Here is a 15,129-nt window from a genome sequence, read left to right as displayed (position 1 = left end):
GACCTATGCGCCTCTGGATCGCGCTCGCCGCGCTGACATTAAGCCTGCCCGACATTCACCACGCCCAGGCTCAGAACAGCCCGACCACCGAACGGGCGACAGCGGCCTCCCCCGCGCCTTCGGACTGGACGTCGTACGGCCGCGACAACGCAGCCACCCGCTATTCGCCGCTCAGGCAAATCACGCGCGACAATGTCGACCAGCTCGAGCCCGCCTGGGTGTACCAGACCGGCGACATGCCGCCACCGGAAGTGGACGACAAGTGGGCCCCGGAAAACACCCCGCTGAAAGTCGGCAACTCGCTGTACCTGTGCAGCGCCATGAATATCCTGATCGGGCTCGATGCCGGAAGTGGTCGCGAACGCTGGCGCTTCGATCCACAGGTGCCGATCGATCACATCCCCTATTCAGCAGCCTGTCGGGGCGTCAGCTATTACGAGGTGCCCGATCCAGAGCCGGCCCAGGCCTGCGCGCGGCGCGTCATCGAGGGCACGCTCGATGCGCGGCTGATCGCCGTCGATGCAGACACCGGCCAGCCGTGCGAGGACTTCGGCAACTCCGGGCAGGTCAATCTGCTCGAAGGGATGGGCGATTCGCCCCCCGGCTACGTCGCGGTGACCTCGGCACCGACCATCGTGCGTAACGTGGTCGTGGTCGGCCACCAGGTGCTCGACGGGCAAAAGGAGGATGCGCCATCCGGGGTGATCCGCGGCTACGATGCCGAAACCGGCGAGCTCGCCTGGGCATGGGACATGGGGCGTCCGGGCGAGACGGGCATGCCGGCCGAGGGCGAGCAGTACACGCGCGGCACGCCCAATGCCTGGACGACCTTTTCGGCCGACGACGAGCTCGGCCTGGTCTACGTGCCCATGGGCAATTCGGCTGTGGATTACTTCAGCGGCAACAGAGAAGACTACGAGCACCCCTACTCCACCGCCCTGGTCGCGCTCGACATCACCAGCGGCGAAGTCGCCTGGGTTTTCCAGACGGTGCACAACGATGTCTGGGACTATGACCTGGGCTCGCAGGGCACGCTTGCCGACTTTCCCATGGGAGAGGGCCAGAGCGTCCCGGCTGTCATTCTGCCGACCAAACAGGGCGATATCTTCGTGCTTGACCGGCGCACCGGCGAGCCGCTCACCGAGGTGCAGGAGCGCCCGGTGCCGGCCAGCAAGCTGCCCGACGAACAGCTGTCGCCGACTCAGCCCTTCTCGGTCGGCATGCCGACACTCGCCAAGCCCAAGCTCACCGAACGCGACGCCTGGGGCTTTTCACCCCTGGATCAGCTCTGGTGCCGGATTCAATTCCTGCAGTCCGACTACGAGGGGATGTACACCCCGCCGAGCGTCGAGCGGCCCTTCATCCAATACCCCGGCTACAACGGCGGCAACGACTGGGGCGGTGGTTCGCTGGACCCCGAGCGCGGCATCTTTGTCGCCAACTACACCGACTTGCCGATGCGTGATCAGCTCATCCGTCGCGAAGAGGCTGATGAGAAAGGCATGGTGCCGCTGGGCGAGCCGGGTGGGACGACCGATTCCGGCGGGCCGGTGCCCCAGGCAGGCTCTCCTTACGCCATCTCGATCAAGCCATGGCGCAACGGCCTGACCGGTATCCCCTGCACCCGGCCACCCTACGGCGGAATCATGGCCATCGACCTGGCCACCCGTGAGGTACTGTGGGACAAGCCACTGGGCACCGCCCGCAACAATGGCCCCTTCGGCATCCCCTCGCGCCTGCCCTTCACCATCGGCACGCCCAACAATGGCGGCTCGGTGATCACCGCCGGTGGGCTGATCTTTATTGCCGCCACTACGGACGACCTCATTCGCGCCATCGATATCGATACCGGCGAAGTGGTCTGGCAGGACGTGCTGCCCGCTGGCGGCCAGGCGACGCCGATGACCTACGAGGTCAACGGACGCCAGTACCTGGCCATCTTTGCCGGCGGTCACCATTTCATGGAGACCAAGATCGGCGATTACCTGGTGGTCTACAGCTTGCCCACCCCGGGGGACTCCAGCTCCACCGAAACGCTGGAGGAGTGACTAGCGAAATGGCGGCTCGTCGAAGCTGCGCAGCTTGCGCGAGTGCAGCGAGTTGAGCTGGTTGCGCAGCAGTTCGAGGGCGGTGATACCGATCTTCAGGTGCTGGGTAACGGCCCGCTCGTAGAACGCGTTGGCCGAGCCGGGCAGCTTGATCTCGCTGTGCAGTGGCTTGTCCGACACACAGAGCAGCGTGCCGTACGGCACCCGTAGGCGGTAGCCCTGGGCGGCGATGGTGCCGCTCTCCATGTCCACCGCAACGGCACGCGACAGGTTGATCAGCGGTCGCTCCTGCGCCCAGCGCAGTTCCCAGTTGCGGTCGTCGTAGGTCAGCACGGTGCCGGTGCGCAGGCGCTTCTTCAGCGCCTCGCCCTGCTCGCCGGTGACCTTGGCTGCAGACTCCTGCAGCGCCTGCTGGACCTCGGCCAGGGCCGGCAGTGGAATGTTCGGCGGCAACACGCGATCGAGGATGCCGTCGCGGCGCATGTAGGCGTGGGCCAGCACGTAGTCGCCGATGGACTGCGACTGCCGCAACCCGCCGCAGTGGCCGATCATCAGCCAGCAATGCGGTCGCAGCACCGCCAGGTGATCGGTGATGTTCTTGGCGTTGGACGGACCGACGCCGATGTTCACCAGGGTGATGCCGTGGCCGTCTTCGGCAATCAGGTGATAGGCCGGCATCTGGTAACGGTGCCAGAGCACACCGCCGATGATCGCCTGCGCCTCGCCCTCCTCCATGCCACGCTCGATGATCACGTTGCCCGGCAGCACCATGCGGGTGAAACGGGTGTCGTCACGCAGCATGTCGAGGCCGTGGCGGATGAACTGGTCGACGTAGCGGTGGTAGTTGGTCAGCAGGATCCACGGCTGCACATGGCGCCAGTCGCTGCCGGTGTAGTGCACCAGCCGGCGCAGCGAGAAGTCCACCCGCGCGCCATCGAACAGTGCCAGCGGATAGGGATCGGCGTGCTCCCAGTCGTAGAGCCCGTCGGCGATATCGTCGGTAGCGGCGGACAGGTCGGTACTGGGGAATACCCGCGCCAGCTCGGCGGCGGTCACGCCGGTGCCGGCCAGCTCGTCGCCCTGTTCGATCACATAGGGATAGGGAATGTTGCGGTCGCTCATGCCGACCTCAACGGTGACGTTGAAATCCTGGATCAGCGGCTTGAGCTGATCGAGCAGGTAGGCGCGAAACGCGGCCGGGTGGGTCACCGTAACGCTGTACACGCCGGGCGCCTGCACCTTGGCATAGGCGCGGGTCGAAGCCGGCACTTCGCCGTGGCATTCATAGGTCAGACGCAGCTGCGGATAGCGGAACAGGCTGCGCTCCTGCAGGCTCGGCTCGGTGCGGCTGGTCACGTAACGTTTGAGCGCCTGGTTGAGCGCCGTGGTGGCGCGCGCGTGCAGTTCGGCAAGGTAGTCCACTGCAGCTTCTGCGCTGGTGGCAATGCGGAAAGTATCACCGGCTGGATTCATGCTGGATTCCTTGTTCAGTCGTTGGAAACATCTTGCCTGCTCATCGATGACAGCGATAGCGCCGCAGACACCTCATCCGTTGCTCGCCTCACGCCAAGCCCCTCGGCCAATGCCTGCAGCGCCTGCTGCAATGGCACCAGCCCGGGCGCCGCACTCAGGCTGAGGCGAAGCGCATCCGGCGCATCGGGGCCGACGGCAAACACCTGTGCCGCCGCGCATTCGATGGAAGCGGCGTGGGCAATGCCGGCCAGGCCGACCTCGCCATCCGTGGCCGTCAACCAAAGGTGCGGCGAAGCGGGCCCCGCCACCCTTGGTCCTAGCAGCTTGCGCGCCATCTTCCAGCGCCGCTCGATCTGGCGACGCTGCCAGGCCAGCCGACGCAGCGCCGTGCCGTCCTCGATCCACTCACTTGCCAGGCGCAGGCACAGCGGCGAGAGCGCCCAGCCGGTGGCCTGCGCTTCCGGATCGATGCGCCCCAGCCATGACCCGGGCGTGGCAATGAAACCGAAACGCAGCCCAGGCGCGACGGTCTTCGACAGACTGCCGACCAACACGCTGCGCTCACCCAGCAACGTCGCCAGCGGTGGTTCGTCACCGATGGCTCCGTAGACATCATCCTCGATGATCAGCAGATCGTGCCGACGCGCCAGCTCCGCGATCGCCTCGCGCCGCTCGCGGTCCATGCTGACGCCCGTGGGATTCTGCAGGCAGGGCGTCAGCACCGCGACCCGCGCACCGGTGGCCCGAGCCTGGCGATCGAACTCCTCGGGCACGATGCCGTGCTGATCGAGCGCCACACCATACAGAGGCAGGCGCAGCTGACGCGCAGCGGCCTTGATGCCGGGCGAGGTCAGCGCCTCGACCAGCACCGGTTCGCCCGGTGCGCACAGGCCCAGCATGGCGGCAAACACACCCTGCTGTGCACCGGCACAGAGCAGGATCTGCCCCGGCGGCAGCTCCAGCCCGCGGCGCTGCAACCAGCGGCTGACCGCGACGCGCCCGCGCTGCAGCGCCGAGGCCGAGGGGTAGCCCTGCAACAGCGCAAGCTCTGACGATGCTCCCAGCGCCGCCAGGCTGCGGTGCAGATCCCGATCGTCCGCGTCCAGCGCCGGCAGATTGGTCGACAGGTCCAGGCGCGCCGGCACGGCCTCCGGCTGCTTGAGCAGGAACAGGCTGGCCTCGCGGCTGCTTGCCAGCACAAAGGTGCCGCGGCCGACCTCACCGCCAACCAGATGCCGTCGCGCGGCCTCGCGATAGGCCTGCATGGCCGTGCTCGGATTGAGCCCCAGCGCCCAGGCCAGCCGGCGCTGCGGAGGCAGGCGATCGCCTGGCTTGAGTTCGCCGCGCTCGATCGCCACGGAGATCGCATCCACCAGCGCCAGGTAGCGCGGTTGATCGTTATCGCTAAGCTTCGGTAGCCACATTGCCTGCCATGCAATATAAGGATTTACCCATACAATGATCCGACCTAGGCTCTCCGTCAAACCACTGAGGAGCCGCCATGTTCGATCTCACCGCACTGCGCCAGGCCGCCGAACTGATCGGCCGGCATGTTCCGCCGACCCCACAGTACAACTGGCCGCTACTGTCGCAACGCCTCGGCTGCGAAGTCTGGGTCTAGCACGAAAACCACACGCCGGCCGGTGCATTCAAGGTTCGCGGCGGCCTGCTCTACGTGCATGAGCTGCTCGGGCGCGAGCCACGACTGCCCGGCATGATCAGCGCCACCCGCGGCAATCACGGCATCAGCCTGGCGATGGCCGCGCGACAGGCCGGCGTGCCGCTGAAGATTCTGGTACCGCTGGGCAACTCGACGGAAAAGAATGCGGCGATGCGCGCCTGCGGCGCCGAAGTCATCGAACACGGTGAGGATTTCGACACGGCGCGCCAGCAAGCCGCCGAGCTGGCGAGACAGAGCGGCTGGCATTTCGTCCCCGCGCTGCATCCGGACCTGATTCGCGGGGTCGCCACCTATGCCCTGGAGCTCTTCGAGGCCGCGCCGCCGCTGCGCCGCGTCTACGTGCCCATCGGCATGGGCTCGGGCATCTGCGGCCTGATTCGCGTCCGCGACCTGCTGGGCCAGGACTGCGAAATCGTCGGCGTCGTTTCCAGCGCAGCGGACGCATACGCACAAAGCTTCGAGCAGGGGCGGATCGTCTGCACCGAGACCGCCGATACGTTCGCCGATGGCATGGCCTGCCGGATGCCTGCTGCCGAAGCACTGGAGATGATCGCCGAAGGTGCCGCACGCATCGCGCGTGTCGATGACGGCGAAATCCGCCGGGCGATCGTCGCGCTCCACGTAGACACCCACAACACCGCGGAGGGCGCCGGCGCCGCCGCACTGGCTGCCGCCATTCAGGAACGCGCGCTTAACGCGGGGGAACGCATTGCCGTCGTGCTCAGCGGCGCCAACATCGATCGCCGTGTGCTGACGGAGATACTGGCTGACCACGTGCGGTATTCCGACTGACGTGTGCGATGCCAGCAAGGCAGAAGGCTGCCTGTTAAATCAGGAAACGAGTCCGTCGCCGCAGGCAATTCCCGTCTGGCCCGCGCAACGCCATACTCGCGCCCGCCCGGCTCAGCGCGCGCCTGCGAGGCGCCGGCCGGGGCATCGATCGACAGACAGGTAGGCATCATGCAGGTAGCACATCCGGAAACGAGCCGCAGTCGCCTCGGCCAGTTCATCGAACGGCCAGCGTTCCAGCGCGGCATTCTGCTGCTCATCGTGATCAACGCGGCGATTCTCGGCATGCAGACCTCGGCCGCGCTGGTGGCGCGCTGGGGCGAGGCGCTGGTACTGCTGGATTCGCTGATCCTGGCGGTATTCGTTGCCGAGATCGCCGCGCGCATCTATGTCCACCGTGCAGCGTTCTTCCGCGATCCCTGGAGCCTGTTCGACTTCAGCGTGGTCGCCATCGCCCTGGTGCCGGCCAGCGGTCCGTTCAGCATCCTGCGTGCCTTGCGCGTGTTGCGGGTGATGCGCATGGTGACCATGGTGCCGTCGATGCGCCGCGTGGTCGGCGCACTGTTGTCGGCAATTCCCGGGCTGGGCTCGATCGCCATGGTGCTGGCGCTGGTCTTCTACGTCTCGGCGGTGATCGCCACGGGCCTGTTCGCCGCCGACTTCCCCGAGTGGTTCGGCAGCCTTGGTCGTTCGGTGTACACCCTGTTTCAGGTCATGACTCTGGAAAGCTGGTCGATGGGCATCGTGCGCCCGGTGATGGAAATCTTTCCCTATGCCTGGGTGTTCTTCATCCCGTTCATCCTGATCGCCACCTTCACCATGCTCAACCTGTTCATCGCGATCATCGTCAATGCGATGCAGACGGTCACCGACGCAGACCGCGAAGCCACCCAGGCGAGCATCGAGGCGGCGCGCGAGCATATCGAAACCGACCTGCACGACGAGGTCCGCGCCCTGCGCGGGGAGATCGCCGAACTCAAGGAATTGCTGCGCCAGCAGCCTCGTCCCTGACGCTGCAGGCCCGACGGCAAGGGGCTGCCGCCGGACAAGGGCTCACAGATGCGGTGCGCTGCGCGCCAGCAGCGCGGCGATATCCAGCCCCCTCGGCAGGGTGCCGTGTACCCGCCCGTGGCCATCCAGCCGGCTGGCGATGAAGGCATCCGACACCGCGGCATCGCCCGCTTCGAGCAGCAGCTTGGCCTGCAGCGTCACGGCCACCTCTTCCGTCAGCTGGCGGGCGCGGTACTGGATGTCCTCGGTGTCGCCGAAGGCCGCCTTCAGTCGCTGGATATGCACTTTAAGACGCGCGTCACCGTGGCCATCGCCGAGTTCGGCGAACAGCACCTCCAGCACGCCGGGCTCTTTGGACAGCGCGCGCAGTACATCCAGGCATTGCACGTTGCCGGAGCCTTCCCAGATGGAATTCACCGGCGCCTCGCGATAAAGCCGCGGCAGGATGGTTTCCTCGACATAGCCGGCGCCGCCGAGGCATTCGCTGGCCTCGGCGATCATGGTCGGGGCGCGCTTGCAGATCCAGTACTTGCCGATGGCGGTGACCAGCCGGGCGAACTTGTCTTCGTGCTCGTCACGGCGATGGTCCTGGGCGCGGCCCATGCGCAGGGTCAGCGCCAGCGCTGCCTCGCTTTCCAGGGCAAGGTCGGCCAGCACGTTCTGCATCAGCGGCTGATCGAGCAGGGCGCGCCCACCTACCCGGCGGTGCGCGCAATGATGCATGGCCTGTGTCAGCGCCTGACGCATCAGCGAGCTGGAGCCGATCATGCAGTCGAAACGGGTCGAGGCGACCATCTCGATGATGGTCGGCACGCCGCGGCCCTCCTCGCCAACCATCCAGGCCAGCGCGCCGCGGTACTCGACTTCGCTGGAGGCGTTGGCCCAGTTGCCCAGCTTGTTCTTCAGACGCTGGATATAGAAGGCGTTGCGCGTGCCGTCCGGGCGATGGCGCGGTAGCAGGAAACAGGACAGCCCCTTGTCGGTCTGCGCCAGGGTGAGGAAGGCGTCGCACATGGGCGCCGAGCAGAACCACTTGTGGCCGATCAGCTCGTAGGCCTGCCCCGGCCCGCCAGCACCGACCGCAAAGGCACGGGTCGTGTTGGCACGCACGTCGGTGCCGCCCTGCTTCTCGGTCATGGCCATGCCGATGGTAACGCCGGCCTTCTGCTCCATCGGCACGTTGCGCGGGTCGTATTCGCGGGCGAGGATCTTCGGCAGCCAGCGTTCGGCAAGGTCAGGCTGCAGACGCAACGCCGGCACGCTGGCGTAGGTCATGGTCAGGGGGCAGCTGCTGCCGGCTTCGGCCTGGTTGTGGAGGTACATCAGCGCCGCACGCGCCACCTGCGCGCCGGGCTGGGGATCGGTCCAGGGCAGCGAGGGGATGCCATGCTCGACGGCGGTGCGCATCAGCTCGTGATAGGCCGGATGGAATTCCACCAGATCGATCCGATGACCGTAGCGATCATGGCTCTTGAACACCGGCCTGTTCTCGTTGGCGAGAAAGCCGGCCTGCATCAGTGGCCCACCGGCCAGCGCGCCATAGACATCCAGCCGCCCCTGGGCCCAGCCGGCATGATAGCGCTGCGTCCACTGTTGCAACGGCAGGTCGAGGCGGTAGAGGTTGGCGCCTTCGAGCGGCGGCACCTGGTTGATGACCTCGTGGGTTTCGGCACAGGTCTGCGGAATCATCTGACGGCCCTCGTTTCGTTGCCGATGCGCGGCGGCTGTCAGCAAGCGTAGTCGGCGCATGCGAGCAACGGGCGGCGCGGTTGGATCAGCAGTGAAACACGCAGCGGCAGACCGCTTGAAGCGAGGTATCGGCCAAAAGGTCCGCGCCTCAGGCAATCGGCGCGGACGGCGGGTTACCCGGTTGACTCGCGGGCATCTGTTCGGGGCCATGCAGCGGGAAGCGCACGCGGATGCAGAAGCGACTGCCCAGGCCGGGCCGCGACTGCTGACTCAGCTGCCCGCCGAATACTTCGATCAGCCCGCGGCTGATCGCCAGGCCGATGCCGAGCCCGCCGTAGCGTCGGGTCATGGAGCCATCCACCTGGCGGAACTGGTGATAGAGGTAGGCCTGATCGGCGGCGCTGAAACCGATGCCGCTGTCGATCACTTCTACCTCGAGCTGCACCTGGCGCTGTTCCACCGCGCCGCCGAAGCGCAACGTCACGGCGCCCCGCGAGGTGAACTTGACCGCGTTGTCGAGCAGATGACAGATACTTTGCTCGAACTTCTCGCCGTCCCCGTACACGCGGTCCGGCAGCTTGCCGTCGAATTCCAGATCGAAGGCCAGCGCCTTGGCGCGCGCCTGGGGGCCGAACTGCTGCTCCAGCCGCACCGCCGTGTCGCGCAGGCTGAAGCGCTGGGCCTGCAGGCGCAGCTTGCCGGCGCGCAACTCGCTGAGCACGAGGATGTTGTTGACCAGGCGCATCATGTCCCGCGCCGAACCGGTGGCAATGTGCTGGTACTGCTGCAGTTCCTCCGGAGTTTCCGACGCCGGCAGCAGCTCGAGCGCGCCCATCACGCCCATCATCGGCGTGCGCAGCTCGTGGCTGATGTTGGAGAGAAACTCGTCCTTGAGCCGGTTGCTCTCGGCCAGCTCGCGGTTCAGCTGTTCCAGGTCGGAGCGGGCGTTCTCCAGGATCTTTGCCCGCTCGTCCTTCAGCGCGTTGATGCGATCGGCCAGCGCCATCGAAAGCAGCACCACCTCCAGCGCGGCCCCCAGCTGGCTGGCGTACATCGTCAGGAAGTTGTGCGGCAGGTGGCCGAGCACCATCAGGGTGTTGATCTGCCCTCCGACCAGCAGCGCGCTCCAGGCGATGATGAAATAGCGCGCCACACGCATGCCGCGCAGCCAGGCCAGGATGCCAGCGGCGAACACCGCCAGGGTGAAGAGCAGCGCCAGCGCGGTGGCCAGGCGCAGCGACAGGCCATAGTCGGTGGTCAGCGCCAGCACCATGACCACCACCGAAAAACCGATGATCAGCCGCAACAGCCGGTCCATCCAGCGGCTGTGCTCGGCGGTGCGCAGGAAGCTGCGGGTGAACAGGCAGCCGAACAACCCTGTGGCGCCGATCAGCAGGGGGGTCGCAGCGTTGGCCCACCAGGGCCGATCCGGCCAGAGAAACTGCACCCCGGCGCCGTTCACCGAGACCTGATAGAGGCCAAACGCGGCGATGTAGAGGATGTAGAACAGGTAGCTCTGGTCGCGGATGCTGATATAGATGAACAGGTTGTAGACCAGCATCGCCAGCAGCACGCCATAGATCATGCCCAGTACGTAGATGCGTCCCGGCTGCGCCTCCAGATAGGCGTGCTGCGACCAGAGGCTCAGCGGCACCTGAATCGAGCCTTCGCTCTCCACCCGCAGGTAGACGCGCTGCGGCTGCTCGGGCTGGAGCTCGAGTTCGAACAGGTAGTTGCCCTGACGGATCTCGCGACTGGCCCAGGGCCGGGTGTCGCCGGTATCCCGGGCGAGGCGGTAGCCACCCTGCCCGTCGGACAGATAGAGCTGCAGGCTGTCCAGCGGCGGATACGCCACTTCCAGCAACCAGCGCCTCGCCCCCTGGGCGATCTGCGGCCGGTAGCTCAGATCGATGCGAACCCAGTGCACGGAGCGTGAATAGCCGGCGTTGAACACCGGCGTTCGATTGCGCTGGAAATGGCTTTCGAATGCGGGCGACGCGATGTCCTCTATGCTGATCTCTCCGCGCGGGTCCTCGAACACTTCCATCACCTGCCCGAGCGGCAAATGACGGGTGTGTTCGTCGAGCTCGACGGCGGCGGCCAAGGCAGGCAGAACAGCCAGAAAGAAGAGGAAGACGTACCGCATGATGCCTCGTGCAGGCCAGGCGACTACTGCGAACCCACCGTCGGTGAACTCCGTCGCCCGGTCCGAAAACCAAAGTGCCAGCAATCTACCACAGCGGCGTGCGCACCCGGAAAAAGCCGATTCGCCAGGATGACTTGGCCGATGACCGGTGCGCGCGGCGGTGGCGGATAGACGCACAACTGCCGCGTCCCGCCAGCGCGGTTTGGTGATAAGCTCGCACGCCATGAAAAACTTCACTTCCCGTCCCGTCGTCCTCTGCCTGTCCGGCCACGATCCCAGTGGCGGCGCCGGCCTGCAGGCGGACATCGAAGCCCTGCTGGCACAGGCCTGCCACGCCGCGCCGACCGTCACCGCGCTCACCGTGCAGGACACCGTCAACGTCTCCGACTTCCGCGTGCTCGACCGCGAGTGGGTACTCGCCCAGGCCAACGCAGTGATCGCCGACCTCCCCATCGCCGCCGTCAAGCTGGGCATGCTCGGCTCGGTTGAGATGGTCGAGACGGTGCTCGAGATCATGGCCCGGCTGCCGGGCGTGCCGCTGGTCTGCGACCCGGTGCTGCGCGCCGGCGGTGGCGGCGCGCTGGGCAAGGAGGATGTCGGCTACGCCATGCGCGAGCGGCTGTTCCCGGTTTCCACCATCGCCACGCCGAATCTGCCGGAAGCTCGGATCCTTGCCGAACTGCCGGAGGGCAGCGCCGACGAGTGTGCCGAGCGCCTGCTGCCGCATATCCGCCACCTGCTGATCACCGGCGGCCATGGCGACGAGAGCGAAGTGCACAACCGCCTGTATTGCCGCGACGGCAGTCGTCACGACTTCACTTGCGCGCGCCTACCGGGCAGCTATCACGGCTCCGGCTGCACGCTTGCCAGCGCCCTGACCGGTCGTCTGGCACTGGGCGAGGAGCTGACCAGCGCGGTCCGCTCGGCACTCGACTACACCTGGCGCACGCTGCGCGATGCCGAGGCCCCCGGCCACGGCCAGTACGTGCCGCGCCGCCTGCCCCTGGACCTGGCCTGACTGGAGACCAGCGCATGAAGGAATCGTCCCGCCTGCGCGGCCTGTACGCCATCACCGACAGCAAGTTGCTGGCCGATGGCCGCCTGCTGCCCTATGTCGAGGCGGCACTGAAGGGCGGCGCCCGCCTGCTGCAGTATCGAGACAAGACCAGCGACGAGGCACGGCGGCTGCGCGAGGCCGATGCGCTGCAGGAGCTCTGCGCCCGCCACGGTGCTCAGCTGATCATCAACGATGATGCCGAGCTGGCCGCCCGCCTGGGCGTTGGCCTGCACCTGGGCCAGGAAGATGGTTCGCTGGCAGCCGCCCGGGCCCTGCTCGGCCGCCAGGCGATCATCGGTGCCACCTGTCATGCGCAACTGCCGCTGGCCGAGCAGGCGGCGCGTGACGGCGCCAGCTACGTCGCCTTCGGCCGTTTCTTCCAGTCCCACACCAAACCCGGCGCACCGGCAGCCAATCACGAATTGCTGCGTGAAGCCCGCGCCCGTATCGGCCTGCCCATCGTCGCCATCGGTGGCATCACGCTGGACACCGCGCCATCACTGATCGCCGAAGGCGTGCAGATGATCGCCGTGATCCACGCCCTGTTCGCCGCCGACAGCGCCGCCGAGGTCGAGCGCCGCGCCCAGGCCTTCAGCCAACTGTTCAACACGCCCTGATTCCGCCACGGCGGGTCGCTGATGCCGGCCCGCCCCTGTTTTGCGAGGCCCGCATGTCCCGTTCCGAAACCCTCTTTGCCAGCGCCCAGACCCACATCCCCGGCGGCGTCAACTCGCCGGTTCGCGCCTTCCGCAGCGTCGGCGGCACCCCGCTGTTCCTCAAGCACGCCGAAGGCGCCTATGTCATCGACGAGGACGACAAGCGCTACGTCGACTACGTCGGCTCCTGGGGCCCGATGATCCTCGGCCACAGCCACCCGCAGGTACTGGATGCCGTGCGTCGCCAGCTCGAGCACGGGCTGTCCTACGGCGCACCGACCGCGATGGAAACCGAGATGGCAGAGCTGGTCTGCCGCCTGGTGCCGTCCATGGAGATGGTCCGCATGGTCAGCTCCGGCACCGAGGCAACCATGAGCGCGATCCGCCTGGCCCGTGGTTACACCGGTCGCGACGCCATCATCAAATTCGAGGGCTGCTACCACGGCCACTCCGACAGCCTGCTGGTGAAAGCCGGCTCCGGCGCCCTGACCCAGGGCGTACCAAGCTCAGCGGGCGTGCCGGCGGACTTCGCCAAACACACCCTGACCCTGGCCTACAACGACCTCGACGAAGTCGAAGCCACGCTGAAGGAAAAGGGCGAGCAGGTCGCCTGCATCATCGTCGAACCGGTGGCTGGCAACATGAACTGCGTGCCGCCGGCGCCGGGCTTCCTCGAAGGCCTGCGCCGCCTGTGCGACGCGCACGGCGTGGTGCTGATCTTCGACGAGGTGATGACCGGTTTCCGCGTCGCCCTCGGCGGTGCCCAGGCCTACTACGGCGTGACGCCGGACCTTTCGACCTTCGGCAAGATCATTGGCGGCGGCATGCCGGTGGGCTGCTTCGGCGGCAAGCGCGCCATCATGGAACGCATTGCCCCGCTCGGCCCGGTCTACCAGGCTGGCACGCTGTCGGGCAATCCACTGGCCATGGCCGCTGGCCTGACCACCCTGGAGTTGATCAGCCGCCCCGGCTTCCATGACGAACTGGGTGCCTACACCAGCCGCATGCTGCAGGGCCTGCAGGATCGCGCCGATGCCGCCGGCATCCCCTTCGTCACCACCCAGGTGGGCGGCATGTTCGGTCTGTATTTCAGCGGCGCTGACGACATCGTGACCTTCGCCGACGTCATGGCCAGCGATGCCGACCGCTTCAAGCGCTTCTTCCACCTGATGCTCGAGGGCGGCGTTTACCTGGCGCCGAGCGCGTTCGAAGCCGGCTTCACCTCCATCGCCCACGGCGATAAAGAGCTGGCCATCACCCTCGACGCCGCCGAGCGCGCCTTCGCCAAGCTCAAGTGAACGCGCCGATGGAACTGCTGCAGTCCCTGCTGCTGACGCTTGCCGCTGCTGCCAGCGCGATCCTGATCGGTCGCGCCCGGCGCCGTTACGGCGAAGCGGATCAACCGGCGCTGTTCAGCGCGATGCTCGCCTTCATCCTTGCCGCGGCCAGCGGGGCGACCGGCCTCGCCGGCGGATTGGCCGAGGCCCAGCAGTGGCTGGAACGCGCCACCCTGCTGCTCGGTCTGCCGCTGCTCGCGCTGGCGGCGCTGACCCTGGCACGACGCTGGGCCTGGAGCCGGCCGAACTGGGGCCGGGTGGTGCTGGGCCTGTGCGTGTTCTTCGAACTGGCACGACAGCTGGGCTGGAGCGAGCCCTATGCGCTCGGCCTGCTGCTCGCCAGCGCGCTGCTGGTGATCTATGCGGCGGTGCTGCAATGGCCGGAACGCTTGTCGAGCGGTGCTGGCGTCGCGGCCGGCGTGCTGTTGCTGCTCATGCTGCCGATGCCCAGCGGCAGTACTGTTGGCAATCCGCTGGCCGGGGCAGAGCCACTGCTGCTGGCCATCGCCAGTCCGCTGCTGGCGCTGCTGTTGCTGCGCTTGCCGGGCAGCACAGGCGAGCAACAGCCAACCGCGACATAAAAAGCCGATGGCAGGCGGTTAAAGGCTTTGTAAGCAGACTGCAGCTTATCCATAATGTGACGGCTGGCTCGTTCCAGCCTTTCATTATCGCCCTGCTCCTCGAGGCGCCAGATTTTCATGATCCGCACCGGCCGCATCCTGTCTTTGGGCTGTCTGCTGCTTCTCTCGCCTCTCACGGCCCTGGCCGGCGGGAACACCCTGCTGATCCCGGCGACCGCCCGTTGCGCGCTCAACACGCTCCCCGAAGAACTCCCCGAGGCGCTGCGCAGCTGCCAGCAGGCCGCCAGCGAAGGCGACGTGCAGGCCGCCTACGAACTGGGCGAATTCCACTACGATGGCCGCCGCGCACCGCGCGACCTGGCCAAGGCGCTGTACTGGTTCGAACAGGCATCGCTGCGCGGCCATGCGGCGGCGCAGCACCGCCTCGGCGTGATGTTCTTCCGGGGCGAAGGCGTCAAGGCGAACAACGTCCAGGCCTATATCGTGCTGAAGATGGCTGCGGTCAACGGCGAGGACGAGGCGCTGGACACCGCCGACCGCGTCTCCGCGCAGATGCGCCGCGACGAACTGGAGATCGCCACTCAGGTGCTCGGCCAGATCTTCCGCGACTATCTCATGCAGCTGCAGGCCGCCGACGCGCCGCTCATTCCCTGAAGCCTGG

Annotated in this window: 11 protein-coding genes and 1 pseudogene; 8 read left to right on the top strand and 4 right to left on the bottom strand. The window is 66.9% G+C overall.

What is annotated here, in order from left to right:
• Positions 1-5 precede the first annotated feature (5 nt).
• Positions 6-2,048 carry a pyrroloquinoline quinone-dependent dehydrogenase gene (locus VF716_RS10975; RefSeq protein WP_003283008.1) on the top strand — a complete coding sequence of 681 codons (2,043 nt, stop codon included), beginning with the start codon at positions 6-8 and terminating at the stop codon, positions 2,046-2,048.
• On the opposite strand, the gene amn is transcribed toward VF716_RS10975, so the two are convergent.
• Both amn and VF716_RS10965 read right to left on the bottom strand, forming a co-directional pair.
• The gene (gene amn / locus VF716_RS10970; RefSeq protein ID WP_108242362.1) at positions 2,049-3,521 is read right to left on the bottom strand and encodes an AMP nucleosidase; all 1,473 of its coding nucleotides are present in this window, start codon (positions 3,519-3,521) and stop codon (positions 2,049-2,051) included.
• Positions 3,522-3,535: 14 nt separating this feature from the next.
• Complete coding sequence (locus tag VF716_RS10965) at positions 3,536-4,945, bottom strand: aminotransferase-like domain-containing protein (RefSeq protein ID WP_125460217.1); 1,410 nt, start codon at positions 4,943-4,945, stop codon at positions 3,536-3,538.
• A gap of 77 nt (positions 4,946-5,022) precedes the next feature.
• Between VF716_RS10965 and VF716_RS10960 the strand changes: the two are divergent.
• Both VF716_RS10960 and VF716_RS10955 read left to right on the top strand, forming a co-directional pair.
• Positions 5,023-5,994, top strand: a pseudogene (locus VF716_RS10960) (threonine dehydratase).
• Positions 5,995-6,162: 168 nt separating this feature from the next.
• The gene (locus VF716_RS10955; RefSeq protein WP_013984153.1) at positions 6,163-7,002 is read left to right on the top strand and encodes an ion transporter; all 840 of its coding nucleotides are present in this window, start codon (positions 6,163-6,165) and stop codon (positions 7,000-7,002) included.
• Between the two features lie 42 nt (positions 7,003-7,044).
• Here VF716_RS10955 and VF716_RS10950 read toward each other — a convergent pair whose 3' ends face one another.
• Together VF716_RS10950 and VF716_RS10945 are read right to left on the bottom strand one after the other, a co-directional pair.
• Positions 7,045-8,691, bottom strand: coding sequence for an acyl-CoA dehydrogenase family protein (locus VF716_RS10950; protein WP_048330007.1), 1,647 nt, complete (start codon positions 8,689-8,691; stop codon positions 7,045-7,047).
• 148 nt (positions 8,692-8,839) lie between these two features.
• Complete coding sequence (locus VF716_RS10945; RefSeq protein WP_125460216.1) at positions 8,840-10,837, bottom strand: sensor histidine kinase; 1,998 nt, start codon at positions 10,835-10,837, stop codon at positions 8,840-8,842.
• Between the two features lie 223 nt (positions 10,838-11,060).
• Between VF716_RS10945 and VF716_RS10940 the strand changes: the two genes are divergently transcribed.
• From VF716_RS10940 to VF716_RS10920, 5 genes are all read left to right on the top strand, one after another.
• A complete protein-coding gene (locus VF716_RS10940; RefSeq protein WP_049339728.1) occupies positions 11,061-11,855 on the top strand; it encodes a hydroxymethylpyrimidine/phosphomethylpyrimidine kinase in 795 nt (264 codons plus the stop codon).
• Positions 11,856-11,869: 14 nt separating this feature from the next.
• Positions 11,870-12,511, top strand: a complete 642-nt coding sequence (gene thiE / locus VF716_RS10935) for a thiamine phosphate synthase (RefSeq protein ID WP_011914765.1) — start codon at positions 11,870-11,872, stop codon at positions 12,509-12,511.
• A 53-nt stretch (positions 12,512-12,564) separates the two neighbouring features.
• Positions 12,565-13,848: a glutamate-1-semialdehyde 2,1-aminomutase gene (gene hemL, locus VF716_RS10930; RefSeq protein WP_011914766.1), complete on the top strand. Its 1,284-nt coding sequence runs from the start codon at positions 12,565-12,567 to the stop codon at positions 13,846-13,848.
• Between the two features lie 8 nt (positions 13,849-13,856).
• Positions 13,857-14,468: a hypothetical protein gene (locus VF716_RS10925; RefSeq protein ID WP_049339727.1), complete on the top strand. Its 612-nt coding sequence runs from the start codon at positions 13,857-13,859 to the stop codon at positions 14,466-14,468.
• A gap of 117 nt (positions 14,469-14,585) precedes the next feature.
• Entirely contained in the window at positions 14,586-15,122 is a 537-nt protein-coding gene (locus VF716_RS10920) for a tetratricopeptide repeat protein (RefSeq protein WP_011914768.1), read from the top strand.
• Positions 15,123-15,129 lie beyond the last annotated feature (7 nt).

This window comes from Stutzerimonas sp. Brlt_14, assembly GCF_051948915.1.
Taxonomy (GTDB): domain Bacteria; phylum Pseudomonadota; class Gammaproteobacteria; order Pseudomonadales; family Pseudomonadaceae; genus Stutzerimonas; species Stutzerimonas stutzeri.
Note: the sequence above shows the minus strand (reverse complement) of the source record. Positions and strands in the feature narration are given on the sequence as shown.